Consider the following 23,405-nt stretch of genomic DNA (forward strand, 5'->3'; position numbering starts at 1 on the left):
GATGCACACCACCAAAACCTGTGGGAGCCAGCCTGCTGGCGATGAGGCCGGCACTGCCGACATCTCTGCTGCCTGACCCACCGCCATCGCGGGCAAGCCCGCTGCGGTCAACGGCGCTTCAATGCCTGCTTATGCGCATACATCGCCCCGTCGGCATCGGCCAGCAGCCGGTCCACCGTGTCGTGCCGCTGCGGGTCGTATTCGATCTGCCCGACGCTGAAGCGGATGTCGTAGCCGCGTTGCAGGGTCGCGTTGCGCTCGTCGAGGATTTCCTTGAGCCGCACCATGATCGCCGTGGTCTCGACATGGCTGGAGCCGGTCAGCAACGCGACGAACTCGTCGCCGCCGAGCCGGCCCACCACGTCGCTCTCCCGGAAGGCGATGCGCAGCACGTCGGCGAAGGTCTTCAGGGCACTGTCGCCCTCGGCGTGGCCGAACAGGTCGTTGATCTGCTTGAAGTCGTTGAGGTCGAAAAACAGGAGCGTCGCCGGTTTGCCGAGCCGGGCGCAGGCGTCCAGGCCGTGCTGCGCCAAGGCCTTGAAGCCCCGGCGGTTGGACAGCAGCGTCAGCTCGTCCATGGTCGCCATCTGCACCGCCATCAGTTCCTGCTCGGCCATCCGGGCAAGGTCGCGCAGCAGTTCGCGCTCTTCGTCGTCGAGTTGGCGGGGTTTGGTGTCGATCAGGCACAGCGTGCCGAGCTTGCTGCCGTCGCCGACCGTCAGCGGGCAACCGGCATAGAAGCGGATGCCGGGATTGCCGGTGACCAGCGGGTTGTCGTGGAACCGCTCGTCCTGCGCCGCATCGTCGACCTGCAGGATCTGATCGCCCAGGATCGCATGGCCGCAGAACGACACGTCGCGCCCGGTTTCCGTGGCGTCCAGGCCCACGCACGACTTGAACCACTGGCGCTCGGCATCCACCAGGCTGACCAGCGCGATCGGCACGTTGAACACCCGCCGCGCCAGGCGGGTGAGGCGGTCGAAGCGTTCTTCAGGCACGGTGTCGAGGACATTGAGCCCATGCAGCGTCGCTACGCGGGCCTGCTCATTGAAGGGTTTTCCGGGGGGCAACATCGCTCACTCCATTGAGGGGTCTGCCCCTGAGCGTAGACCATCAGCCGCCCGTCACCGGACACGGCCCGCCGGCACCGGCCCATAGCTTGAACTGTTCGACGAAGAGGTCGTGCGGCACCGGAACGGGTTGGCGCCCGGCGCCGGGGTTCCAGCCCCAGAGCACCAGTTTGTCCTCGCTGACATGCTTGATCAGCGCCGCGAAGTCGCGGTCGCCGTTGCTGGCGCGGTCCTTGATCATGGCGCACAGCCTGTCCGGCGGCAGGCCGATCCAGGCCATCTTGTGCGCGGCCGGCGGCAGGCTCCAGTGCGGCGCCCCCGGTGGCGCATGGGGGCCGTAGCTGGCCGGCGGATTGCTTTCGGCGTGGCAAGTCGCGCAGGGCAGCCCGGCGGCGCCCTTGCCGTCCAGCCCGCGCACCACGTTCATCGCATGGGGCGTGCCGGCGTCGAACTGCAGCGGCGAATCGCCGGGAATGTGGCAGTTCTGGCAGCGCGGGCTCTGGAACACCTTCTGCACCGTGCCGAACGCCTTCAAGGCGTCCTGATCGTCGGCGAACAGATCCGAGGCGTAACCGCCCAGGCCGATCAGGATCACCGTGCCCAACAGCAGATGGCGTCTCATCTCACACCCCCGACAGTTGCAGCGGCAGTTCCCGCAGGCGCTGCCCGGTCAGGGCGAACAGTGCGTTGGCCACCGCCGGCGCGGTGGGCGGCACCCCCGCCTCGCCGATGCCGCCGGGCTTGTCGGTGCTGGGCACGATGTGCACCTCGACCGTCGGCATCTCGTTCAGGCGCAGCACCTGATAGTCGTGATAGTTGGACTGCACCACCCGCCCGTCCTTGACGGTCAGCTTGCTGCGCAGCGCCATGCCCAGGCCGAAGGTGATGCACGACTCCATCTGCGCCGCGATGCTCTGCGGGTTGACCGCAATCCCGCAGTCCACCGCGCACACCACCCGGTGCACGCGGATCGCCAGGTTGTCCTGGGACACCTCGGCCACCTGCGCCACGTAACTGCCGAACGATTCGTGCACCGCCACCCCGAGGGCGTGGCCGTCGGGCAGCGGCGCTTTCCAGCCGGCCTTCTCCACCGCCAGGTTGAGCACGCCGAGATGGCGCGGATGGGCCTTGAGCAAGGTGCGCCGGTACTCCACCGGATCCTTGCCCGCCGCCGCAGCCATCTCGTCGATCAGCGACTCCATGACGAACGCGGTGTGGGTGTGCCCCACCGAGCGCAGCCACAACACATTGATGCCGGTCTGCGGCGAATGCAGCTCGACCTGCCGGTGCGCCAGCGCCTTGAGGTAAGGGCTGTCGGCCACGCCTTCGACCGAGGTCGGGTCGATGCCGTTCTTGACCATGGTCGCTTCCAGCAAGGTGCCGGTCATGATCGACTGCCCGACCAGCACATGCTGCCAGGCCTGCGGCAGGCCGTCGGCGCCGAGCCCGACCCGGGCCTGGTGCAGGAACATCGAGCGGTAGTAGCCGCCGCGGATGTCGTCCTCCCGCGACCACACGGTCTTCACCGGCATGGCCGCCGCCTTCGCCACCTGCACCGCTTCGGCGACGAAGTCCGAGGTCGGGTTGGCCCGCCGGCCGAAGCCGCCGCCGAGGAACTCGGTGTGGATCTCGACCTGTTCCGGCTTAAGCCCGGTGATCTTGCCGGCGATCATCTGGTCCAACGTCTGGAACTGGGTGCCGGTCCAGATCTCGCACTTGTCGGCGCTGATTTTCACCGTGCAGTTGAGCGGCTCCATCGGCGCGTGGGCCAGGTACGGCACGCTGTATTCGACGTCGATCTTCTTCGCGGCCTTGGCGAAGTTGCCCTTGGCGTCCCCGGCCTGGCTGGCGGAGGTGCCCGGGGTGGCCGCCAGTTTGCGGAAGCTGTCCAGCAGCTTCTCGCTGCTCAGGTCCGCGTGGGGCCCCAGGTCCCAATCGACCTTCAACGCATCGCGGCCCAGCTTCGCCGCCCAGTAGTGCTCGGCGATCACCGCCACTCCGCTGGGCACCTGCACCACCTTGTGCACGCCGGGCACCGCCAGCGCCTCGGCGCCTTCGAAGGATTTGACGGTGGCGCCGAACACCGGCGCCCGGGCGACCATCGCGGTCATCAGCCCGTCGAACTGCACGTCCATGCCGAACTTGGCGCGGCCGGTGATTTTCTCCGGGGTGTCGAGGCGCTTGGTGGGTTTGCCGATGACTTTCCAGTCCTTGGCCTGCTTGAACACGATGGTTTTCGGATCCGGCGCCGGCAATTGTCCGGCGGCGTCCGCCAGTTCGCCGTAGGTGGCGCGCTGGTCGCCGGCGATCACCACGCCGGACTCGGTGCGGATCGCCGACGGCGCCACCCCGAAACGCTTGGCCGCCGCCTCGACCAGCATCTGCCGCGCCGTGGCGCCGGCCAGGCGATAGCGGTCGAACTCCATCCAGGTCGAGGTCGAGCCGCCGGTGATCTGCATCCCGCCGAACGCCGGCATGCCGTAGTCGGCCGCCGAGGCGGGCGAATGCTCGACGCGGATCTTCGACCAGTCGGCGTCCAGCTCTTCGGCGATCAGCATGGTCAGGCCGGTCCAGATGCCCTGGCCCATTTCCGAATGGCCCAGCAGCACGGTGACGCTGTCGTCGGCGCCGATGCGCAGGAAGGCGTTGGGCGCAAACACCTTGCCTTCATTGTCCGCCGCCCTGGCGAAGCGGTGCCCGCCGGGCACCGTGAACGCCACCACCAGCCCGCCGCCCAGCACGGCGCTGCCCTTGAGAAATCCCCGACGGGATACGCAACCGTTCATCGCTCACCTCCCCTGCCGGGCTCAGCCGATGTCAGCGGCGCGTTTGACCGCCGCGCGGATTCTCGGATAGGTGCCGCAGCGGCAGATGTTGCCGGAGAGCGCCTGGTCGATGTCGCTGTCGGTGGGTTTGGGGATCTTCGCCAGCAAGGCGGCGGCGGACATGATCTGCCCGGACTGGCAGTAGCCGCACTGCACCACGTCCAGCTCGGCCCAGGCCCGCTGAACCGGGTGCGAACCGTCGCCGGACAGGCCTTCGATGGTGAGGATCTTCTGGCCGTGGGCCACGGCGGTGGCCGGCGTGATGCACGAGCGCATCGGCGCGCCGTCGACGTGGACGGTGCAGGCGCCGCACTGCGCCATGCCGCAGCCGAATTTGGTGCCGGTCAGGTGCGCGACGTCGCGCAGGACCCAGAGCAACGGCATGTCCGCCGGGACATCGAGCTCCTGATCCTTGCCGTTGATGTTCAAGGTCAGCATCGGGGACTTCCTCAGACTCACGGTGTTCTGAAGGGGGCGTCGCTGCGGCGGTCGATGCCTGCGCGCGCCTCGGTTATCCCTTTGAGCTAAGCGCAATTTGCCCCGACGGCCAGCCGCCGCGACCGCCGGTCATGCGCTCAGAGCATCGCCGCCACCCGCTCTGCCGTGGCCTTGGCCGACTGCGGGTTCTGCCCGGTCACCAGTCGGCCGTCCGCGACGACCTTGGAGGTGAACGGCAGCCACGCCTTTTCGTAGCGCGCGCCACGCGCCTTCATCTGCTGCTCCGAGTTGTACGGCACCTTGCCCGCGACCCCGGCCAGCACCTCCTCCATCCACGAATAGCCGGTGACCTTGCGCCCGGCCACCAACAGGCTGCCGTCCGACAGCCGCGTGTTGAGCAATCCGCAGTAACCGTGACAGACCGACGAGACGATGCCGCCCCGCTCGTAGATCTCCCGGGTCAGCCGCTGCAGGCCGGCGTCCTCGGGAAAGTCCCACATCACCGCGTGCCCGCCGGTGAAATAGATCGCATCGAACCCGGCCGTGTCGATCTGGTCCGGGCTGGCGGTGTCGGCCAGCCGCGCCATGCTCGCCGGATCGTTGAGCCAGGCGCTGGCCGAACGGTCGAGCAGCGGCCACTTCAGGGCGCGCGGCTCCAGGGGGCTGGCGCCGCCGAGCGGGCTGACCAGCCGCTGCTCGAAGCCCTTGGCGGCGAACACCTGCCAGGCGTGGGTCAATTCACCCAGCCACAGCCCGGTCGGCTCGGACGGGTCGGCGTAGTGGGCGACATTGGTGACGACATGGAGGATCCGGCGGGTCATTTCGATCACTCGCTCCGGTGGGTGGCGGCCTGGCCGAACGCGTTCAGCGGCACCGGCAGGTTCAGCACGATCTGCGCATCCTTGATCACGTCCAGGCGCAGGATCCGCGAAGCCCCCAGGCCGTCGAGCAGTTGGCTCAGCGGCCCGCCGTTGCGCTCCAGCCGCACGTTTCGGGGGAACAGGCGTTGGGCAAAGGATAGTGTGTTGCTCTGCACCACGCTTTGGTGCCACAGCCCGTCGACCTGATGGATCATGGTGGCGCTGCTCATCCGCGACTGGGGCTGCACGTGGGTCAGCGACGGCAGCGGCGTCTTGAGCACCAGGTCCGGCAGGCCCTTGGGCCCGGCGATGCGGGCGCTGACCTCGGCGCCGATGTCGACCTCGATGTCGGCGCGCCACTTGGGCAACTGATAGCCGTGGACGCCGCGCACACGGGCGATCTCGGTGTTCACCGGCAGCGCCAGCACGTGGGCGGTGAAACTGCGCCGGCGCATGGCGTCCATCAGCTCCAGTGCGTGGGAGCCCCGGGCATCGGGACGGCGCACGACGACCGCCACCGACACTTCGTCATAGGGGTCGTTGTCGCACACCGAGTAGGTGAAGAACGTCAGCGCCACCAGCCCGTAGCCGGGAAAGGCCCGCAGCGGTTCGAGCGGTGCCGGCAACGTGGCGCGCAACCGGTCGAGGGGCGCCAGGAACAGCAACTGGACGCTGCCGGAGCGGTAATAGAAGTTCGGCGCCCAGGTCGGCCCGACGCGGGACGCCACCTGCTGCTTGGGAATGCGCCGGAAGAAGTCGATGTTGCCGGCCGCCTTGTCGCGGGCCACCTGGTCAAGGTCGGGGTTCATCCGGAAGCGGTCGTAGTAGCCGCCCTCCAGCACCTCGACCTTGTGCGACCCGAATTCGACCTCTGTAAAGCGCTTGCTCATGTTGGCTGACCTTTCTCGGTGAGTGGCCCGGCAGAGAGCCGGTGCGCCTCACTCTAAGATTCAACCGAACTTTAAGGTCAAGCCGATGGCGCCTGTCGTCCGTCATTCACGGGACTGATCGGCGAGGCCCACGACCGTTCGTAAATTCCTTGACCTTAAAGCCCGCTTCAATCCTAGAGTTGATAACGCTTGTCAACAAACCACCCTGTTTTGAGGAGTCGCGAACATGGGCTATGTCACCACGAAAGACGGCGTTGAGATCTTCTACAAGGACTGGGGCCCCAAGGATGCCCCGGTGATCCACTTCCACCACGGCTGGCCGCTGAGCGCCGACGACTGGGACGCGCAGATGCTGTTCTTCTTAGCCCAGGGCTTTCGGGTGGTGGCCCACGACCGCCGCGGTCACGGCCGCTCGAGCCAGGTCTGGGACGGCCACGACATGGATCACTACGCCGACGACGTGGCGGCGGTGGTCAACCATCTGGGCACGCAGAAGGCCGTGCACGTCGGCCACTCCACCGGCGGCGGCGAAGTCATCCACTACATCGCGCGGCACGGCGAGGATCGGGTCGCCAAGGCCGCGATCATCAGCGCGGTGCCGCCGCTGATGGTCAAGACCGCCGCCAACCCCGGCGGCCTGCCCAAATCGGTGTTCGACGATTTGCAGGCGCAGCTCGCGGCGAACCGCTCGCAGTTCTACCACGACGTGCCCGCCGGGCCGTTCTACGGCTACAACCGGCCCGGCGCCAAGCCGCTGGAGGCGGTGGTGCTCAACTGGTGGCGCCAGGGCATGATGGGCGGCGCCAAGGCCCACTACGATGGCATCGTGGCCTTCTCGCAGACCGACTTCACCGAAGACCTCAAGCGCGTGACGATCCCGGTGCTGGTGATGCACGGCGACGACGACCAGATCGTGCCCTACGAGAACTCGGGCGTGCTGTCGGCCAAGCTCTTGAAGAACAGCACCCTGAAGATCTATCCGGGCTTCCCCCACGGAATGCCGACGACCCACGCCGAGACCATCAACGCCGACCTGCTGGCGTTCATCCGCAGCTGATGCAACGGCGGCCGGGGCCGGACGGCCCCGGCCGCCTACTCCTCCGCCCGCCCCGCCCCTTCGCGGTCGCGCGGGTAATGCCTGGCCAGCGCGAACGGCGGCAGCCACGACTCGCGCCGCACCGTCCACAGTTCATAGGTCGGCTGCAACTGGTCCGGCGCATCGAGCGACCCCAGGTTCACTTCGATCTCATCCCCCGAGCGGGAAAACACCGACGAGCCGCAGCGCGAGCAAAAGAACCGCCCGCCGTAGCTGCCGGGCCGGCCGGTGACCGTCACCGCGTCCTCGGGAAAGATCGCCGACGCATGGAACAGCGCGCCATGGAACTTGCGGCAATCGAGGCAATGACAGATGCCCACCCGGTAAGGCCGGCCCGTCGCTTCGAGGCGAACCTCGCCGCACAGGCAACCGCCCGTGAACCGATCCATGCTGCACCTCCGCAAAATGGAATATCCGGTGAGTGAAAATAGCAGCCGACAGGGCGAACGCTTACAATCGTGGCCATTTCACCTCCCACGCAGGCCCGCCCGTCCATGGCGCTCGACCCCCTCACGATGCTGACCATCTCCACCGCCCTGGCAGCGGCGGCGGCCCTTTACCTGGCGGTCGAATGGCGCAGCATCCGTGAACCCTCGCTGCTGTGCTGGAGCGCAGGTTTCGCCACCATCACCGTGGGCTCGACCCTCGCCCTGCTGCGCAGCGGCGGCCATCTGCTGATCGGCATCTGGTTCGCCAACGGCTTGCTGGTGGTCGCCCACTGGCTGTTTCTGCTGGGGGTGGCGCGGTTCACCCGACAGCGCCTGTCCCGGGCCTGGTACTTGATCGCCCTGGCCTGGCTCAGCCTTCTGTTGCTCCCGGACGACCCGTGGTGGTCGAAGGTCATGCTGATGAGCAACTCGCTGCTGGTGGCCTTGGTCACCCTGCGGGCCAGCCTTCTGCTGCGGCCCCACGGCAAGTCGCTGAGCATCGGCGCCGTGCAGCTGCGCTATGTGCTGCTGATCCACGGGCTGTTCTATGTGGCCAAGGCCCTGACGGCGGTGGTTCCGGGGACGCTGATCGACCTGGCGGCCCTGCGCGGCGAGATCATTCAGGTCTCACTGGTCGAGGGGGCGATGGCGATCATGCTGATCGCGCTGTCGATGACCGGCACCGAGCGCCACCGCCGGGAAACGCAGATCGCCCGGCTGGCGGCGCAGGATCCGTTGACCGGCCTCTGCAACCGCCGCGCCCTCGAAGTGCAGGCGCTGCCTCTGCTGGACGGTGTCTCCAGCGCCCGGCCCGGTGCGCTGCTGCTGATCGACATCGACCATTTCAAACTGGTCAACGACCTGTACGGCCACGTCGCCGGCGACCGCCTGCTGGTGACGCTGAGCGAACTGATCCGCTCGGCAATGCCCGAAGGCGCGCTGGCGGCACGGTTGGGCGGCGACGAATTCGTCATCCTGACGGGCGATGCCTCCCACGAGCGGATCATGGCGCTCGGCAACACCCTGCGCGAACAGTTCCACGCGACCGCGTCGCACAGCTTCGTCACCCCGCAACCCGTGACCTTGAGCATCGGCGTCAAGCTCTTCGACCAGCCGCCGGCCAGCCTGGCGGCGTTGATCGAGCAAGGCGACAGCGCGCTCTACGCCTCCAAGCGCGGGGGCCGCAACAGCCTTCGGGTGGCCGATTACGGCTAGGCCCCGGCCCATGGCCTATCCTTGCCGACAGTCCACAATTGCGGAGCCCGCCATGCCCACACCCGAATCCGCCCTCCTGCACAGCTGGCACCGGAACGCGGCGGCCTGGATCGAGGCGGTCCGCAGCGGCGCCATCGAAAGCCGCCTCACCGTCACCGACCAGGCGATCCTGCTGGCGATCCTCGGCCGGCAGCCCGAACGGGTGCTGGACCTGGGCTGCGGCGAAGGCTGGCTGCTGCGGGCCTTGGGCGAAAGAGGGATCGAGGCGGTGGGCGTGGACGGCGACGCCACGCTGGTGGAGGCTGCACGGGCAGCGGGCTCCGCGCCGGTGCATGTGGCCAGCTACGACGACCTGGCGGATGGCCGGGTGGACATCGGTCACGGGTACGGCCTGATCTGCGCCAACTTCTCGCTGCTGCACCAGGACATCATCCCGCTGCTCGCCGCCCTGAACGCCCTGCTCGCCCCCGGCGGCGCGCTGGTGATCCAGACGCTGCACCCTTGGGCCGCAGCGGCCGGCGACTATCAGGACGGCTGGCGCGAGGAGTCGTTCGCCGGGTTCAAGGGGCACTGGCAACCGATGCCGTGGTACATGCGCACCCTGTCGAGTTGGACCAACGCCCTGGACATGGCCGGTTGGCGGCTGGCCGAACTGCGCGAACCGCAGCACCCGCAAAGTCCGCTGCCGCAGTCATTGCTGCTGGTGGCCGAACAGAAGGGCTAGCCCTGGGCCTGGGAAAACCCCAGGTGGTAGCCGTTGCAATCGCGCACGCCGAACTCCCGGGAGCCGTAAGGCATGTCCTGCAACGGCCAGGCAATGGTCGCCCGGTCCTTCACCGCCTCGAAGTAGCGGTCCACCTGCTCGATCACCAGGTAAAAGGTGGCGGAACAGGCTGCCGGGCCGCCCCAGAGGTTTTCCTGGGTGAAGACGAGGCTGCAGTCCCCCAGCCGGACGGTGAGCGTCGACTCCGCCGAGCCGGCGACGGTGAACCCGAGGACGTCGCGGTAGTGGCGTTCGGTCTCGGCCAGGTCATTGCAGTACAAAAGCGCGGTCAGCGGCATGTCGCCTCCGGAACGGTGGATGAACAGTGGCGCGATAGTCATCCATTGCCCGCCGCTTTGGCAACGCCTGCTACATCCTTGGCTTGAACAGAATCCCGGTATAGCGCAGCAGGAACAGGCTGAAGGCGGCGCACCAGAGCAACACCGACAAGCCCAGGCCCAGGCTCGTGAACGGCACGACCCACACCCGGCAAGCCGCCGCGGCCAGCACCAGCGCAAACCCGGACACCATGCCTTTGGGCGGCTGCAGCAGGCGCCCGGTGTGCCCGAGGCAGACCCTGGCGATCATCGCCAGAATCAGCCCGCCCACCCCGCCGACCGCCAGCGCATGGGTGGCCAGGCTCTGCTGCCCGATCAGCCCCAGGTGCCACAGCGCCATGGCCAGGGTCGCCAGCGCCATCCAGCCATAGGCCAGGTAGAGCGACCACAGCAGCGGCACGCGCCACAGTCCGCGGTCATGCCAGCGGATCAGGCGCAGCCCCTGCAAAGCGCCGGTCAGGGTGAACAGCGCCGCCAGCCACAGGCTCGGCGAATCGTTGAGGCCGGCGGCGAAGGTCACGGCGATCAGCAGGCTGGCGGGCAGCAACAGCCGCGTCTGCCAAGCACCGGCCGGCGGCGCGGGCGGCCGGTTCAAGGCGCGCTGGATGAAGAACGGCACCACCCGCCCGCCGATCACGGTCATCAGTGCCGCGATCAGCCACAGTGCGGCCAGCACGCCCTGGCGTTGCAGGCCGGCGTCATCGCGGAAAATGCCGGACAGCGTCAGCGCCTGGCAGCCCGCCATCAGCGCCAGCACCAGCACGATCGGGTAGTTGTCCCGTTTGCGGGCAACGATCAGATCCCTTCCCAACAAGCCCGCCAGCAACGGCAGGAACGCGCCTTGCACCAGCAGCACCGCACCGGTCGGAAGCGGCGCCCACCACGCCAGGCGCCCCGCCAGCCAGACCAGCACCAGCGCGATCAGCGGCCACCCGCGCAGGGGCGCAATGCCCGTCCAGTTCGGCACCGCCGTCAGCAGAAACCCGCCGATGATCGCCGCCGCGAACCCGAACGGCATTTCGTGACGGTGCCAGGCCAGCATGCCGCCCGCCGGTTGCAGGGCAAGCCAATGGCCGTGCAGCCACAAGCCCCAGACCATGACGGCCAGCACGGCAAACCCGGCACCGGCGAGAAACAGCGGGCGGAAGCCGATGCTGAACACCGGTGCATCGGACAGGTTACGCATGGCAAGCCCTCGCCGGCATCTGCACAAGCCCCAAGCGGCGCTCCGCGACCAGCCGCATCACGTAGCCGATCTTGAGCAGGGTCGGCCCGATGACGGTCAAGGTATGCATCGTCACCAGCAGCCCGAGCGGCAGGTGGCCCTGATGCAGGTAGGCGCCGTAGAGGCCGACCGACAGCAAGGCCAGGCCGGCGACGAGCACGCGGCTCGACAGGTGCAGGACGTTCAGCGGACTTTCGAAGAAGGCGAGCATTTTTCGTATCCCCGTGCGGCTGGATGTGTGCCTGGAACGTTACAACTCCCGTGCCAGTTTCAAGGCCCCGTCAAATCAGGGTCTTGCCGGCACAAGAGTCGATATGACTCGAATCCGACAGAGTCATTAAGACTACCAAACAAGTCACAATGACTAGACCCCGGTGACTTTGCGCGCGATCTGCGGCATCCCGCACCTCCCCCGGACTGACTACGCTGTTAATCCAGCGTGTCTAACCTGCCGAGGACAACCGCCATGCAACGTTTCCAGAAACTCACGCCTTGCCTGTGGTTCGACGACCAGGCCGAAGCGGCGGCGAAGTTTTACTGCTCGATCTTCGATCACTCGAAAATCACCGCCGTCACCCATTACGGCAAGGCCGGCCAGGAATTCCACAAGCGCCCGGAAGGCTCGGTGATGACCGTCAGCTTCGAACTCGACGGCCAAAGCTTCACCGGACTCAACGGTGGGCCGGTGTTCACGTTCAACGAGGCGGTGTCGTTCCAGGTCAATTGCCAGACCCAGGACGAGATCGACCATTTCTGGGGCAACCTGTCCTCCGGAGGGCCTGTGCAGGCGCAGCAATGCGGTTGGCTCAAGGACAAGTTCGGGGTGTCGTGGCAGATCGTGCCGGTGGCGTTCATGCACATGATGCAGGATCCCGACACCGCCAAGACCCAACGGGCGATGCAGGCCATGCTCGGGATGAAAAAGCTCGACATCGCCGAACTGGAGCGGGCGTTCGCCGGCCAGAGCTAATACACTCCAGCCCTGGCCTGCCGGGATGCACGACGATGAGACACATTGCCGCCAAGAACCCTGAGAAAGCGCCGCGCTTCTGGCGCGACGCCGCCCTGCCCTTCATCGAAGCGCGGGCCATCGCCGATGGCCGGGACGTCTGCTACGCCCGGCACTCCCATGCGCACTTCTCCATTGGCGCCATCACCGCCGGGCGCAGCACCTATGTGCACGAGCAATCGCAGCATGAGGTCGCCGCCGGCACCGTGGTGCTGATGAATCCGGGGGATGTGCATGCGTGCAACCCGATCGACGACCAGCCCTGGTCGTACCTGATGCTGTATGTCGAAACGCCGTGGCTGACCGATCTTCAGCATCAGATGGGCTTCGGCGCCGACCTTGAGTTCCGGCGCTTCTGCGCCACCCATTCAAACGATCCCGGCCTCTTCCGCGATCTTCAGGGGCTGTACCGCATCCTCGTCGACGATCAGCAAGACGTGCTGAGCAAAGAGAGCGCGGCAGTGGAATTCTTCAGCGACCTGCAAACCCGCCTGAACCCGGCGGTGCCGCCCGTGCGCGAGCCGAACAGCAAGCTCGAACACGCGGCCGCCTTCATCCGGGCACACTGCACGCGGCTGCTCAGCCTCGACGACATCTGTGCGGCGGCGCAATTGTCGCCCTCGTACCTGATCCGCGCCTTCAAGCAGCATTTCGGCATGACGCCCCACGCCTATGTGGTCAATCAGCGCATTCAGTTCGCCCGGGAGCGGCTGCGCAACGGGCAGTTGATCGCCGACGTCGCATTGGAGGCGGGCTTTGCCGATCAGGCGCACTTTCAGCGGGTGTTCAAACAGCACTTGGCGGCGACGCCCGGGCAATATCGCGGGTGACGGCCTTAGTTATCCGCAACCGATAACTTCCTGTTAAACATTGCCGCAACCCTCAGTGGCTCGCCCATGTTCAGCCGGCGCGGCCATAAACTTCACTTGAAACTTACAAGCCGAAACGATAGCTACCGGTCAGGAAGTTAAGCCTTACGTAGTCTACGCCGACTTCAAACACTCGGTACGGACGGGACATGACACACTGGTTCAAACTGCTGCACACGCAAACACTGTCCGCCGATCAGGCTGAAAGCCGGGCCATTGCCAATACGCTGAAGAGCGAATTCCTCCAGAAGCCGGAAACTCCCTACTTCTATGAAACAAATCTCGTTGATATTCGAGGATTGAGCACTTTCATACATACAAAAAGCCGATTCGATATCGCCCAACACTCAGCCAGGCAGTTGCTCCGGCGAACCATTGCGCAGGAAACTTTCAAGGCACTGACAAGCGCACAGAAGCCCGCCCACGACAGCTGGATTACGGTCAATCAGACAGGAGAGATTCATCAGGCCTTTCAAGTCCAGTCCCCGCAGGGCTCTTCGCTCAGGCTGGAAAAGCTGGATGGCGGGGCTTTCGCCAGCCAGCAGGACAACATCGACCTCATCGCCAAGGCTGCTGCCGTAGCGGGCGGCATCATCTCTTCATCCAACGCAGTCCCACTCGTCAACTGGCTGGAGTTTCACCAGCTCAACCTTCCGAAAACAGTTGGTGACATACAGAACCTGATTGCATTGCTGACACTTGAACTGCCGTCGCCCCCGCAGCACGGCAATTACTGGGGTGACGTCCATCAGGACAGCGAGCCGACACTGTTTATCGATGAAGACCGACATTCAGTCCTCCATCAGCACACCTACTCACTTACGAAAATGAGGAATACGTCCGCCCGGGAACCACTGATCAGTTACCTGAGCAGGGCGCTTTACGAAAAGAGAACCTCAACGCTTCTGCGCGAATACCCACGAGAGAGTTGGCCGCTGCTGTTGGAGCTCCCGTCTATCAAGCAAATCGCCCAATCGTACATCGAGGCACTGGGACTTGAGGCATCGTCAGCCGAAACCGACTTGCCAATTGAACTGTGCAGCCGGGTTCTGGTATCCGCCATCATCGAGGATTTCGACCTTGGCACACATGACAAGAACAACGATTTGCGCCGCACCCTGCTGTATGCCCGCGCCAATGTGCAAGCCAACGTCTACCAAGTACGGGAAGGAATGAAGGACTGGTTGAGCGGCGTCGACGAAGCCGCTGTCCCCTTGGCAATTGAACTGATACTCGCAGGATTGGCGCCGGAGTTTCTGGTGGATGCCCCCGTGTCTGTGACGATCGGCTCACTGGAGTGGGTCATGCTGCGCAAATCGGTCATGCTGGCGGAAAACATTGCTCCCGGCCTGTCCCGCAACCTGTCGTATGAGAGGCTGATGGAACTGGGAGCGATTGCGCCCGCCAGCCCTCAACAGCAGATCCTCCACGACTGGGTGACATTGCAGGGCATCAAGGACTGGGCAACGGTCAACGACCTGGAGGACGATGCGCACAGCGATGCGGAACAGGACATCGTGAAGAACGCTGTCACGCAATACTCGGCACACATCAAAACCCTCGAAGAAGCCCAGAACGCGATCGGCGCTCAACCCGCAAATCGTCGCCTGCTGGCAACAAACGAACTGTCGCTTCACAAGCAAGACCCCGAGGAAACACTGTCCGCGTGGGTGCCACTGAACAGTTACACCTCAGAACCGCTTATCGATCTCTATCTGGCAGATGTGCTGAAAGAGAAACGGTACGACAGAACGCAAGGCACCAGCATTTACGAGGAGAACCCCGATCTCCTCACACTGCCGCCCATCAACGACTTGTACGCCGCGCGGACGAAGGCACACACCGAACGCTACAAGGCCGGGATTGCGACATTGCTGCGCCTGGCGATGTCACGCTTGCCGATCGATGACCGGACCGCGCTTGAGCGCGGAAGAATTGGCCTCTATTACGTACGCGATGACTTGATCGGACCGGTCGACTCAGGCCGCCGGCCCAAAGGGCGCGAAAAGAATCTCGCGGCTTTCGGCGTCGTTATTCTGTGCAGATACAACGGTCAGATGCATTGTTTTGAAGCGTTCCCCCACCTAGGTCTGTGCCGCGCCAATCCGGCACTCGCCAAGGCCTATGTCAGAGGATGGGCGTTGCATGAGAACAAATGGTCCGACCAAGACCCGAACGGCAACAATGATGAGTTCCAAAAATTAACGGAAATGCCTAGTGCCAAATTCGACCAGAGTGCTTACTTTTATGGTGACTCGCCAACACCCGTGAACACGGATGAGTCACTGGATTACGGCATGGGGATGGAGAGGTTCGGCCAGCTCGGCTACAACGACGGCCCGCAGCCCTTCTCCTTCAGCCCCATGAGCAGTTTCCGTTCGGCGCGGTTCGAACAGATCAGCCAACTGATAGCCGAACATCGTTCTCCGCTGACCTACGATCATTTCTACGCCATCGGATACGACAAGACCGGTATCGAAGAACGGAGCGAAGCCTTCGACAAAACGATTGATGCCATCCTGAATGTCATCATCCCTTTCAAAGGCTGCATTGAAGACGCGACGTCCAGCGACCCGCAACGGCGAAGCGGCGCCCTCTTCAGCTGCATCATGGACGTCACCGCTGTCGTCACCGTTTTTGCAGGCGGAGCCGGACTGTTCACCAAAGCACTGGCCAGCAGCTCCAGACTGTTGAACGTGAGCAAGGTGGTCGCGCGTTCGTTGCTGTCGCTGTTCAACCCACTGGACGGCGTGCCGCAGTTGATTCACGGCGGCGCCAAACTCGTCGGCAAGACCGCGCTGAAGCTCAGCCACCTGGGCAAGGCCATGACCCGCACCGGCGCCGACCAATTGCGCTTGTTCACCGGCGGCAGCGGCGCCTATGACCTGATCAAGGCCCTGAACAAGACCGGCTCCGCCGCCCAGATCCGCATGACCCTTCCGGCCGTGGCGCATGGGCGTGCGCTGTTCAGGGACGAAACGCTGGAAACCGCCGGGCAGGTGCTCAAGCGGCTGGGCGACAAGGCGCTGCCGCCCGACGGCATCCCGCTGCTGGAGCTGGATCATTTGTTCGAAAAGGCACTGATCGAAGCCTCGGCGCAATTGCAATCGGCGCAGGCACTGGAGTCCTTGATCGGCAAGCAACCCCTGCAGGATCTGCTGGGCGGCATCAAATCGACCTACTTCAAGCACTACGAAACCGCGCAAAGCACCACGAACGTGGTCGAGTCGATGGAAGCGTTGGTCACGATCGACGTCAAAAACATCAATGCCCTGAACGAACACCATCGAACGTTGCTGACGTCGGAAGGCCTGAGCGACGCCAAGTATCACCAGGTATACGAAGAAGGGCGATTCAACCCCACAGGCCTTACCGATGATGCGGACCGAGCGACAGCCTGGATCCTCAATGCCTCCAGCTCCAAAGGCAATGAATCCGCAACGCTCAAGGCACTGCTGCTCGAGTACAGCGGCAACGGCCTGGCGCTGAGTGATCCGGCGGTGGTGCGGGCACTGCACAAACGCCTCGCCCCCACCGTTCCGGCCCTGCGGACACCGAAACCCGAGACGGGCTACCCGTCGTCCATCAGCGGCAGCATCATGCTCGACCAGCATCTGCCGAAGCTGGATTCCGGCCATGAACACTTCGGCAAACAGCTGTACGGTGCGGTCACAGGTTTCCATGCCTTCACCGACGGCAACGGTCGCACCGCCCGGGCCCTATACGCGGTCCACGAGTTGCGCGCCAATCGCTTCAGCCCACTGGCGCCCGCCTCAGAGGGGGCATTGAGCGGCCTGGCTTGACGCCACCTCAGCAAGGCCCTTGCCCTGTCGAACCGGGCAAGGGCCGCGCGCGAAACCTACGGGATCAGCAGATACACCGCACTCCCCGCCAGCAACAACGCCATCGTCCGGTTGAACAGGCGCATCCCGGCGGGATTCTCCAGGTAGCCGCGCAAGAACGTCCCGGCATACGCCCAGCACCCCACCGACAGGTAGCAGATCACCAGGTACACCGCCGCGAACTGCCACACCAGCCGCGCCTCGCCGTCGGCGACGAACGCGCCCATCCCGGCCACGCAGGCCAGCCAGGCCTTGGGGTTGAGCCACTGCATGACGGCGCCGTACAGCATCGACGGCGCACGCTGCGCCTCCCCCGCGCCCAGTTTTCCGTCATCGGTGAACAGCTTCCAGGCCATGAACAGCAGGAACGCCACCCCGGCCACCTGCACCACCCGCGTCAGCGCCGGCCACAGCGTCAGCACTTCGTGCAGGCCCAGCCCCATCAGCACCAGCAACAGCACGAAGCCCAGGGTCGCCCCGGCCACATGCCGCTGACTGGCCAGAAAGCCGAACCGCGCCCCTGCCCCCAACGCCACAATGTTCACCGGCCCCGGCGTGATCGACGCCACCAGGGCAAACGCCGCCATCGACACCATCAGACTCATCGCACACCCGCTCCCTTTCCGTTGAACCGGCCGTCACCCTAACCGCCTGCGCAATGCCCGTATTGAACAAAACACCCCTGGCCTGTTCCGCAACGGCCGCGCATGACTGTATGGGTTCGAACGCACGCGCCGCGTGGTAAAAAGGCACACCCGCCACCGGAGCCCCCACCATGGACCTCGCCACCCTCACCCTGTTCCTCCCCGCCTGCTTCGCCCTGAACATGGCGCCCGGCCCGAACAACCTGCTGTCGGTCAGCAACGCGACCCGCTACGGCTACCGCCGCGCCTGCGTGGCCGGGGTCGGCCGCCTGCTGGCGTTCGCCGGGATGATCGCCCTGGCGGCGGCGGGCCTGGCGGTGGTGCTGCAGACGTCCGAGCTGCTGTTCTACGGGATCAAGATCCTCGGCGCCGGCTACCTGCTGTACCTGGCGTGGCAGCTGTGGCGGGCCGACCCGACGGCGCAAGGCATCGCCAGCGAATCGCCGAGCGGGCTCCTGGCCCTGGCCCGCCAGGAATTCCTGGTGGCGGCGGGCAACCCCAAGGCGATCCTGATCTTCACCGCGTTCCTGCCGCAGTTCGTCGAGCCGGCCCGGCCGATCACCCCGCAGTTCGTGGTGCTGGGCCTGCTGTTCCTGGCGCTGGAATGGATCGCCATCAGCGCCTACGCCTACATGGGCCTGCACATGCGGCGCTGGTTCGCCGAACCGCGCGGCAAGCGGATCTTCAACCGGTGCTGCGCGGGGCTGCTGTCGGCGGCGGCTTCGGTGCTGCTGATGGCCAAACGGGCCTGAGGGCTCACTCGAACGGTTGCCGGCCGATGGCGGACGGCGGGCAGCCGAACAGCCGCTTGAACTCCCGGCTGAACTGCGTCGCGCTGGCGTAGCCCACCTCGTAGGCCGCCTGCGCGCTGCCGAAGCCCTGCTGCGCGATCAACCGACGGGCCCGGTGCAGACGCAGGTTCTTGAGGTACTGCATCGGCGGATAGCCCGTCACTTCGCGAAACGCCTGGTGATAGCCGGACAGGCTCATGCCCGCCTCGGCGGCGAGCGCCGCCACGGAAAACGGCGCGGCAGGGTCGCGGTACAGGCTGTCGATCGATTGCCGCACCCGCCCCAACCGCCCCTGCCGGGACACCAGCGAGCGCAGGCATTCGCCGGCGGGGCCCAGCAGCATCTGGTAGTGCAGCTCGCGCAACAGCCCGGCACCGAGCACCCGGGTGTCCATCGGCGACGCCAGTGCCGCCAGCAGGCGACACAAGACATCCAGCAGGCCGGGCGCCATGTCGGCGATCATCATGCCCCGCGCGCCCGGATTCGCCGGAACCTGAAGCGCAGCGTCCATGGTCAGCAGCAATTCGCTGACCAGGCTGCTGTCGATCCGCACCGCCAGCGCCAGCATCGCGCCGTCGGGGCCCACCTGCGTGTCGCAGTCGAACGACATGGGCACCGTCACCACCAGGCACTGGCCGGCGTGATAGGTGTAGGTCTCCGCCCCCAGGTATCCGCGCTTCATGCCTTGCGCCAGCAGGACGAAGCTCGGTTCCTGCAGCACCGGCGCCCTGGGCTGCGAGGTGTCGGCGCGCATGTAGGTGATGCCGTCCAGCGGTGCGGCGGTGAAACCGTCGTTGACCGCCAGACCGCGCAACCGGTCGATCAGTCGTTGGCGTACGTTCGCCCCGTCCGTCATGTGCCTTGCCACCCGTCGATATCCCAGAAAGGCCCATGGTAGGCCAGCGAGCGCGCAGCGGGCGAGCCCGGCGCCGCGTGCCTGGAGGATTGGGCAAGCCATTTGGGATTTTGTGTATTGGGCCGCCCGCCGACGGCTTCTAGACTTCACCGGCAGTGCGACGACCGTCGCTCATTCACAAGAGGAGTCTTGCGATGTCCAGGAAAATTCTGGTTGTGCTGACCAGCGTCGAGAAGTACCCCAACCTGAACCGCGCCACCGGCCTGTGGCTGGGCGAAGCGGTGCATTTCGTCAAGAAGGTCGAGGCGGCGGGCTACACCGTGGACTACACCAGCCCTCAGGGCGGCTACACCCCGATCGATCCCCACAGCCTGGCCATGGCCGAGCCGGTGGACTGGGCGTGGTATCACGACAAGGCCTTCATGAACCGGCTCGGCGCCACCCTGCCGGCCAGCCAGGTCAATGCCGCGGACTACGTGGCGATCTATTACGCCGGCGGCCACGGGGTGATCTGGGACTTCCCCGACAACCCCGACCTGCAGAAGCTCAGCGCCGCGATCTATGAGAACGGCGGCTACGTGTCATCGGTCTGCCACGGTGCGGTGGGCCTGCTGAACATCACGCTGTCCGACGGCCAGGCGCTGGTCAAGGACAAGCAGGTGACCGGGTTCTCCAACGAGGAGGAGCGCCTGGCCGAACTGGACCAGTACGTGCCCTTCCTCACCGAAGACGAACTGGTCAAGCGCGGCGCCCGCTACGTCAAGGCCGACCAGCCGTGGGCCGCCTACGCGGTGGCCGACCGGCGCGTGATCACCGGCCAGAACCCGGCGTCGGGCGGCGCGGTGGCGGACCTGCTGCTCAAGGAACTGGCCCGCTGAACCGGCCGGGGCGACAGCGGAGGTCGCCCCCACCCTGTTCACTCCGCCTGCGACGGCCCCTTGAGCTCGACCTGGTTGCCGTCCGGGTCAAAGCAGTACAGCGACAGGCCGTTGCCCTCGGCGCCGAAACGCGTGGCGGCCTTCTCCACCGTGAGGCCGGCCGATTGCAGGTGCTGCGTGATCGCCTGCTCATCGAACGGCTCGATGCGCAGGCAGAAGTGATCGACGTTGCGCCGTTCGGCACCAGCGGCCGCGCCGCCCTTGCGGCCGATCTCGCCGTCGAGGTCGACCAGATCGATCATCGACGTGCCGGCACGCAAGTGCACCAGGCCCAGCTTCTCGTTGCGCTTGACCACCTCGGCGCCGAAAACCCGGTCGTAGAACTCGATGCTGCGCTGAAGGTCCGCCACCCGCAGCACGATGTGGTCGATGCGTTGAATCGTGAAAGGCGTCATGCAATCAATCCCTGGGTTGAAACGACCCGACCACTCTAGTGCAACGGCAAAAAAATTCACTGTCGATTTTTCGGTGGAGCCATCGCAAAAGCGGATTTATCCTCGGCCCATGAACATACAGACCGCTGTCCTGCCGCCCCACGCCGAAATGGTTCGCGCCATGCTCGAACGCGACACCGCCTACGAAGGCGTGTTCTTCACGGCCGTGAAAACCACCGGGATCTTCTGCCGCCCCAGCTGCACGGCGCGCAAGCCGAAACCGGAGAACGTGGAGTTCTTCGCCCATGCCGACGACTGCCTGTCCGCCGGCTACCGCGCCTGCCTGCGCTGCAAGCCGCTGGATGCCGCCGCCATCGCCCCGGACTGGGTGCAGCGGCTGCTCGCGGCCGTGGACGCCGACCCGGAGGTGCGCTGGAGCGATGCGCAACTGCTCGCCGAAGGCATCGAGCCGTTGAAGCTGCGGCGCTGGTTCAAGCAGCATTTCGGCATGACCTTCCACGCCTGGCTGCGCACCCGCAGGCTCGGCATGGCGCTGGGCGGGATCCGCCAAGGGACGTCCATCGACCACGCCGCGTTCGATTCCGGCTACGAATCCCTGAGCGGCTTTCGCGATGCCTTCCAGAAATCGTTCCACATCACGCCAGGCCGTTCAGCCGCCAGCGAACCGCTGCTGTTCACCCGCCTGACCACTCCGCTGGGGCCGATGATCGCCATGGCCGAGCGCCGTGGGCTGGTGCTGCTGGAGTTCCTCGACCGTCCGGCGCTGACCCGGGAGGTCGAAGACCTGCAGAACCGCTTCGGCTATGCGGTGGCACCGGGGCACAACGCCCACCTGCAGCGGATCGAAACGGAACTGGCGCAGTATTTCGCCGGGCAGCTCAGCGAGTTCACGGTGGCGCTGCACCTGCCCGGCAGCGATTTCGCCCGCCAGGTGTGGGCCGAGCTGCTGCAGATCCCCTACGGGCACACCAGCACCTACGGCGCCATCGCCGCCCGCCTGGGCAAGCCGGGCGCCAGCCGTGCGGTGGGCCTGGCCAACGGGCACAATCGGTTGGCGATCGTGGTGCCCTGCCATCGGGTGATCGGCGCAGACGGCTCGCTGACCGGCTATGGTGGAGGACAGCCGCGCAAGGCGTTCCTGCTCAGGCTGGAAAACGCCGCCGTGCAGCTCACGCAACAACTGGCTTTCTGACCATTCGGCACACCACACAAAAGAAGGGATTTCGATGAACGCGCTCGACACTCAATTCCACCAGCTGCACCACGATGGCCTGCTGATCCTGACCAACGTCGCCGACGCCACCGGCGCCCGGCTGGTCGAGCAGTCGGGCGGCAAGGCCGTGGCCACCAGCAGCGCCGCCGTGGCCTGGGCCCATGGCTACCCGGACGGCAACACGCTGCCGCTGGAGCGGCTGGTGTCGACCGTGACCTCTATCGCCCGCGTCATCAAGTTGCCGCTGAGCGTCGACATCGAAGCGGGCTACTCCGACGACCTCGAACGGGTTGCGCAAGTGGTCGACGCAGTGATCGCCGCCGGGGCGGTCGGGATCAACATCGAGGACGGCAGCGGCGCGCCGGAACTGTTGGCGCGCAAGATCGAAACGGCGCGCCGGGTCGCCGACAGGCGTGACGTGAAGCTGTTCATCAATGCCCGCACCGACGTCTACCTGCGCGGCCTGGTGCCGGCCGAAGACCGCGTCGCCGAAACCCTGCGCCGGGCCAAGCTGTACCAGGCCGCCGGCACCGACGGCCTGTTCGCCGCCGGGGTGACCAGCGCCTATGAGATCGAAGCGATCTGCAAGGGCACGGCGCTGCCGGTCAATGTCCTCGCTTTCCCCGGCCTGCCCTCGCCCGAAGAATTGCGCAGCCTGGGCGTGCGCCGCTTGAGCGCCGGCTCCGGCATTGCCGAGTTCCTCTACGGCGCCATGGGGTCGCTGGTGAAAAGCTTCCTCGCCAGCGGCCAGCTCGACACCCGGGACCTCAAGGCGTTCACCTATGGGGACGTCAACGGTTTGCTGAAGTAACCATGTCCGACGCCTACCGAGCGGCCACCGCGTTCCTGGCCAGCCTGGACGCCGACTGGCAGCGCCACATCGCCGCCGTCGGCCCCTGCCTGCATCAGCCTCACCCGGCCCGCGACCCGTATGAGTCGCTGGTGCGGGCGATCGCCTATCAGCAACTGCACGCCAAGGCCGGGGATGCGATTGTCGGGCGTCTGGTGGGACTGTTTCCGGGCCAGGCGTTTCCCCGGCCCGGACAGATCCTGGCCACCGATTTCGACCGGCTGCGCAGTTGCGGGTTTTCCGCAGGCAAGATCGCGACCCTCCAGGGCATCGCCCAGGCCACGCTCGACGGCGTGGTGCCGGACTACGCCACGGCGCTGGCGATGGACGACGAGGCGCTGATCGAACGCCTGGTCAGCCTGCGCGGGGTCGGGCGCTGGACGGTCGAGATGTTGCTGATCTACAGCCTGGAGCGGCCCGACATCCTGCCGGCGGACGATTTCGGCGTGCGCGAGGGCTACCGGCGGCTCAAGGGGCTGGAAGTGCAGCCGACCCGCAAGCAGATGATCGAGATCGGATCGGCCTGGAGCCCGCACCGCACCGTGGCTGCCTGGTACCTGTGGCGGGTGCCGACCCGCTAGACCGCGTCATCGTTCATCGCCGGCAAGCCGGCTCCCACAGGCCCCGCATCCAACCGCAACCCCTGTGGGAGATTGCCTGCAAGCGATGGGGCCAGCATTGCCGACATCTCCGGTGCCTGACCCACCGCCATCGCCAGCAGGCTGGCTCCCACAGGTTCCGCATCCATCCGCAACCCCTGTGGGAGCTTGCCTGCAAGCGATGAGGCCGGCACCGCCGACATCTCCGGTGCCTGACCCACCGCCATCGCCAGCAGGCTGGCTCCCACAGG

Annotated in this window: 24 protein-coding genes and 1 pseudogene; 11 read left to right on the forward strand and 14 right to left on the reverse strand. The window is 65.9% G+C overall.

The genetic code is table 11. The features are described from left to right. Positions 1-107: 107 nt before the first annotated feature. From ACIP0B_RS22075 to ACIP0B_RS22100, 6 genes are all read right to left on the reverse strand, one after another. A complete protein-coding gene (locus ACIP0B_RS22075; protein WP_400835999.1) occupies positions 108-1,073 on the reverse strand; it encodes a diguanylate cyclase in 966 nt (321 codons plus the stop codon). Positions 1,074-1,113: 40 nt separating this feature from the next. Beyond that, positions 1,114-1,692 carry a hypothetical protein gene (locus ACIP0B_RS22080; protein ID WP_400836001.1) on the reverse strand — a complete coding sequence of 193 codons (579 nt, stop codon included), beginning with the start codon at positions 1,690-1,692 and terminating at the stop codon, positions 1,114-1,116. A 1-nt stretch (position 1,693) separates the two neighbouring features. Then, positions 1,694-3,856, reverse strand: coding sequence for a molybdopterin cofactor-binding domain-containing protein (locus ACIP0B_RS22085; RefSeq protein ID WP_400836003.1), 2,163 nt, complete (start codon positions 3,854-3,856; stop codon positions 1,694-1,696). Between the two features lie 21 nt (positions 3,857-3,877). Continuing rightward, positions 3,878-4,333 carry a (2Fe-2S)-binding protein gene (locus ACIP0B_RS22090; RefSeq protein WP_400836005.1) on the reverse strand — a complete coding sequence of 152 codons (456 nt, stop codon included), beginning with the start codon at positions 4,331-4,333 and terminating at the stop codon, positions 3,878-3,880. 137 nt (positions 4,334-4,470) lie between these two features. After that, positions 4,471-5,154, reverse strand: coding sequence for a type 1 glutamine amidotransferase domain-containing protein (locus ACIP0B_RS22095; protein WP_400836007.1), 684 nt, complete (start codon positions 5,152-5,154; stop codon positions 4,471-4,473). Positions 5,155-5,159: 5 nt separating this feature from the next. Continuing rightward, entirely contained in the window at positions 5,160-6,083 is a 924-nt protein-coding gene (locus ACIP0B_RS22100) for an acetoacetate decarboxylase (protein WP_400836009.1), read from the reverse strand. Between the two features lie 226 nt (positions 6,084-6,309). On the opposite strand from ACIP0B_RS22100, the gene ACIP0B_RS22105 reads away from it, so the two are divergent. After that, entirely contained in the window at positions 6,310-7,140 is an 831-nt protein-coding gene (locus tag ACIP0B_RS22105; protein ID WP_085583531.1) for an alpha/beta fold hydrolase, read from the forward strand. 35 nt (positions 7,141-7,175) lie between these two features. On the opposite strand, the gene ACIP0B_RS22110 is transcribed toward ACIP0B_RS22105, so the two are convergent. Continuing rightward, positions 7,176-7,568 (reverse strand): GFA family protein, encoded by a 393-nt coding sequence (locus tag ACIP0B_RS22110; protein WP_400836011.1) that lies wholly within the window; start codon positions 7,566-7,568, stop codon positions 7,176-7,178. Between the two features lie 105 nt (positions 7,569-7,673). Between ACIP0B_RS22110 and ACIP0B_RS22115 the strand changes: the two genes are divergently transcribed. Next, positions 7,674-8,822, forward strand: a complete 1,149-nt coding sequence (locus ACIP0B_RS22115) for a GGDEF domain-containing protein (protein WP_400836013.1) — start codon at positions 7,674-7,676, stop codon at positions 8,820-8,822. A 52-nt stretch (positions 8,823-8,874) separates the two neighbouring features. Beyond that, entirely contained in the window at positions 8,875-9,546 is a 672-nt protein-coding gene (locus tag ACIP0B_RS22120; protein WP_400836015.1) for a class I SAM-dependent methyltransferase, read from the forward strand. On the opposite strand, the gene ACIP0B_RS22125 is transcribed toward ACIP0B_RS22120, so the two are convergent. From ACIP0B_RS22125 to ACIP0B_RS22135, 3 genes are read right to left on the reverse strand one after another with little or no spacing between them, the layout of a single operon-like run. Continuing rightward, on the reverse strand, positions 9,543-9,926 hold the full coding sequence (locus ACIP0B_RS22125) for a VOC family protein (RefSeq protein WP_400836017.1): 384 nt from the start codon (positions 9,924-9,926) through the stop codon (positions 9,543-9,545). The genes ACIP0B_RS22120 and ACIP0B_RS22125 overlap by 4 nt on opposite strands. A 28-nt stretch (positions 9,927-9,954) precedes the next feature. Then, the gene (locus ACIP0B_RS22130; protein ID WP_400836019.1) at positions 9,955-11,109 is read right to left on the reverse strand and encodes an NnrS family protein; all 1,155 of its coding nucleotides are present in this window, start codon (positions 11,107-11,109) and stop codon (positions 9,955-9,957) included. Continuing rightward, positions 11,102-11,359 carry a transmembrane sensor/regulator PpyR gene (locus ACIP0B_RS22135; protein WP_400836021.1) on the reverse strand — a complete coding sequence of 86 codons (258 nt, stop codon included), beginning with the start codon at positions 11,357-11,359 and terminating at the stop codon, positions 11,102-11,104. The genes ACIP0B_RS22130 and ACIP0B_RS22135 overlap by 8 nt, the downstream gene beginning before the upstream one ends. A 255-nt stretch (positions 11,360-11,614) precedes the next feature. On the opposite strand from ACIP0B_RS22135, the gene ACIP0B_RS22140 reads away from it, so the two are divergent. The 3 genes from ACIP0B_RS22140 to ACIP0B_RS22150 all read left to right on the forward strand — a co-directional run bounded on the left by ACIP0B_RS22140 (position 11,615) and on the right by ACIP0B_RS22150 (position 16,829). Beyond that, positions 11,615-12,118 (forward strand): VOC family protein, encoded by a 504-nt coding sequence (locus ACIP0B_RS22140; RefSeq protein WP_400836023.1) that lies wholly within the window; start codon positions 11,615-11,617, stop codon positions 12,116-12,118. A gap of 35 nt (positions 12,119-12,153) precedes the next feature. Continuing rightward, positions 12,154-12,987, forward strand: coding sequence for an AraC family transcriptional regulator (locus ACIP0B_RS22145; RefSeq protein WP_400836025.1), 834 nt, complete (start codon positions 12,154-12,156; stop codon positions 12,985-12,987). Between the two features lie 188 nt (positions 12,988-13,175). Then, entirely contained in the window at positions 13,176-16,829 is a 3,654-nt protein-coding gene (locus tag ACIP0B_RS22150) for a hypothetical protein (RefSeq protein WP_400836027.1), read from the forward strand. 56 nt (positions 16,830-16,885) lie between these two features. On the opposite strand, the gene ACIP0B_RS22155 is transcribed toward ACIP0B_RS22150, so the two are convergent. Continuing rightward, the gene (locus tag ACIP0B_RS22155; RefSeq protein WP_400836029.1) at positions 16,886-17,473 is read right to left on the reverse strand and encodes a LysE family translocator; all 588 of its coding nucleotides are present in this window, start codon (positions 17,471-17,473) and stop codon (positions 16,886-16,888) included. Between the two features lie 170 nt (positions 17,474-17,643). Here ACIP0B_RS22155 and ACIP0B_RS22160 point away from each other — a divergent pair, with 170 nt between their 5' ends. Then, positions 17,644-18,264: a LysE family translocator gene (locus ACIP0B_RS22160; protein ID WP_400836031.1), complete on the forward strand. Its 621-nt coding sequence runs from the start codon at positions 17,644-17,646 to the stop codon at positions 18,262-18,264. Between the two features lie 4 nt (positions 18,265-18,268). On the opposite strand, the gene ACIP0B_RS22165 is transcribed toward ACIP0B_RS22160, so the two are convergent. Continuing rightward, positions 18,269-19,159, reverse strand: a complete 891-nt coding sequence (locus ACIP0B_RS22165; RefSeq protein WP_400836033.1) for an AraC family transcriptional regulator N-terminal domain-containing protein — start codon at positions 19,157-19,159, stop codon at positions 18,269-18,271. A gap of 194 nt (positions 19,160-19,353) precedes the next feature. Between ACIP0B_RS22165 and ACIP0B_RS22170 the strand changes: the two genes are divergently transcribed. Then, a complete protein-coding gene (locus ACIP0B_RS22170; protein ID WP_085639864.1) occupies positions 19,354-20,037 on the forward strand; it encodes a type 1 glutamine amidotransferase domain-containing protein in 684 nt (227 codons plus the stop codon). Positions 20,038-20,075: 38 nt separating this feature from the next. Here ACIP0B_RS22170 and ACIP0B_RS22175 read toward each other — a convergent pair whose 3' ends face one another. Further along, a complete protein-coding gene (locus tag ACIP0B_RS22175; protein WP_400836035.1) occupies positions 20,076-20,492 on the reverse strand; it encodes a VOC family protein in 417 nt (138 codons plus the stop codon). Between the two features lie 109 nt (positions 20,493-20,601). Here ACIP0B_RS22175 and ACIP0B_RS22180 point away from each other — a divergent pair, with 109 nt between their 5' ends. Genes ACIP0B_RS22180 through ACIP0B_RS22190 form a run of 3 tightly spaced genes read left to right on the forward strand, consistent with a single transcriptional unit; the run spans position 20,602 to position 23,136 of the window. Beyond that, positions 20,602-21,684: a bifunctional transcriptional activator/DNA repair enzyme AdaA gene (locus ACIP0B_RS22180; RefSeq protein ID WP_400836037.1), complete on the forward strand. Its 1,083-nt coding sequence runs from the start codon at positions 20,602-20,604 to the stop codon at positions 21,682-21,684. Between the two features lie 34 nt (positions 21,685-21,718). Beyond that, positions 21,719-22,516 (forward strand): isocitrate lyase/phosphoenolpyruvate mutase family protein, encoded by a 798-nt coding sequence (locus tag ACIP0B_RS22185; protein ID WP_400836039.1) that lies wholly within the window; start codon positions 21,719-21,721, stop codon positions 22,514-22,516. 2 nt (positions 22,517-22,518) lie between these two features. After that, positions 22,519-23,136, forward strand: a complete 618-nt coding sequence (locus ACIP0B_RS22190; protein WP_400836041.1) for a DNA-3-methyladenine glycosylase family protein — start codon at positions 22,519-22,521, stop codon at positions 23,134-23,136. Here the strand turns inward: ACIP0B_RS22190 and ACIP0B_RS22195 are convergent. Further along, positions 23,133-23,405: pseudogene (locus tag ACIP0B_RS22195) on the reverse strand (hypothetical protein); the annotation flags it as partial. The gene ACIP0B_RS22190 and the pseudogene ACIP0B_RS22195 overlap by 4 nt on opposite strands.

Source organism: Pseudomonas sp. NPDC089534 (assembly GCF_044749305.1).
GTDB classification, from domain to species: Bacteria; Pseudomonadota; Gammaproteobacteria; order Pseudomonadales; family Pseudomonadaceae; genus Aquipseudomonas; species Aquipseudomonas ekonensis.

Excerpts from the sequence above, each read along its gene's own strand:
- ACIP0B_RS22075 (WP_400835999.1), bottom strand. The coding sequence starts at position 1,073 with ATGTTGCCCCCCGGAAAACCCTTCAATGAGCAGGCCCGCGTAGCGACG.
- ACIP0B_RS22080 (WP_400836001.1), bottom strand. The coding sequence starts at position 1,692 with ATGAGACGCCATCTGCTGTTGGGCACGGTGATCCTGATCGGCCTGGGC.
- ACIP0B_RS22085 (WP_400836003.1), bottom strand. The coding sequence starts at position 3,856 with ATGAACGGTTGCGTATCCCGTCGGGGATTTCTCAAGGGCAGCGCCGTG.
- ACIP0B_RS22090 (WP_400836005.1), bottom strand. The coding sequence starts at position 4,333 with ATGCTGACCTTGAACATCAACGGCAAGGATCAGGAGCTCGATGTCCCG.
- ACIP0B_RS22095 (WP_400836007.1), bottom strand. The coding sequence starts at position 5,154 with ATGACCCGCCGGATCCTCCATGTCGTCACCAATGTCGCCCACTACGCC.
- ACIP0B_RS22100 (WP_400836009.1), bottom strand. The coding sequence starts at position 6,083 with ATGAGCAAGCGCTTTACAGAGGTCGAATTCGGGTCGCACAAGGTCGAG.
- ACIP0B_RS22105 (WP_085583531.1), top strand. The coding sequence starts at position 6,310 with ATGGGCTATGTCACCACGAAAGACGGCGTTGAGATCTTCTACAAGGAC.
- ACIP0B_RS22110 (WP_400836011.1), bottom strand. The coding sequence starts at position 7,568 with ATGGATCGGTTCACGGGCGGTTGCCTGTGCGGCGAGGTTCGCCTCGAA.
- ACIP0B_RS22115 (WP_400836013.1), top strand. The coding sequence starts at position 7,674 with ATGGCGCTCGACCCCCTCACGATGCTGACCATCTCCACCGCCCTGGCA.
- ACIP0B_RS22120 (WP_400836015.1), top strand. The coding sequence starts at position 8,875 with ATGCCCACACCCGAATCCGCCCTCCTGCACAGCTGGCACCGGAACGCG.
- ACIP0B_RS22125 (WP_400836017.1), bottom strand. The coding sequence starts at position 9,926 with ATGACTATCGCGCCACTGTTCATCCACCGTTCCGGAGGCGACATGCCG.
- ACIP0B_RS22130 (WP_400836019.1), bottom strand. The coding sequence starts at position 11,109 with ATGCGTAACCTGTCCGATGCACCGGTGTTCAGCATCGGCTTCCGCCCG.
- ACIP0B_RS22135 (WP_400836021.1), bottom strand. The coding sequence starts at position 11,359 with ATGCTCGCCTTCTTCGAAAGTCCGCTGAACGTCCTGCACCTGTCGAGC.
- ACIP0B_RS22140 (WP_400836023.1), top strand. The coding sequence starts at position 11,615 with ATGCAACGTTTCCAGAAACTCACGCCTTGCCTGTGGTTCGACGACCAG.
- ACIP0B_RS22145 (WP_400836025.1), top strand. The coding sequence starts at position 12,154 with ATGAGACACATTGCCGCCAAGAACCCTGAGAAAGCGCCGCGCTTCTGG.
- ACIP0B_RS22150 (WP_400836027.1), top strand. The coding sequence starts at position 13,176 with ATGACACACTGGTTCAAACTGCTGCACACGCAAACACTGTCCGCCGAT.
- ACIP0B_RS22155 (WP_400836029.1), bottom strand. The coding sequence starts at position 17,473 with ATGAGTCTGATGGTGTCGATGGCGGCGTTTGCCCTGGTGGCGTCGATC.
- ACIP0B_RS22160 (WP_400836031.1), top strand. The coding sequence starts at position 17,644 with ATGGACCTCGCCACCCTCACCCTGTTCCTCCCCGCCTGCTTCGCCCTG.
- ACIP0B_RS22165 (WP_400836033.1), bottom strand. The coding sequence starts at position 19,159 with ATGACGGACGGGGCGAACGTACGCCAACGACTGATCGACCGGTTGCGC.
- ACIP0B_RS22170 (WP_085639864.1), top strand. The coding sequence starts at position 19,354 with ATGTCCAGGAAAATTCTGGTTGTGCTGACCAGCGTCGAGAAGTACCCC.
- ACIP0B_RS22175 (WP_400836035.1), bottom strand. The coding sequence starts at position 20,492 with ATGACGCCTTTCACGATTCAACGCATCGACCACATCGTGCTGCGGGTG.
- ACIP0B_RS22180 (WP_400836037.1), top strand. The coding sequence starts at position 20,602 with ATGAACATACAGACCGCTGTCCTGCCGCCCCACGCCGAAATGGTTCGC.
- ACIP0B_RS22185 (WP_400836039.1), top strand. The coding sequence starts at position 21,719 with ATGAACGCGCTCGACACTCAATTCCACCAGCTGCACCACGATGGCCTG.
- ACIP0B_RS22190 (WP_400836041.1), top strand. The coding sequence starts at position 22,519 with ATGTCCGACGCCTACCGAGCGGCCACCGCGTTCCTGGCCAGCCTGGAC.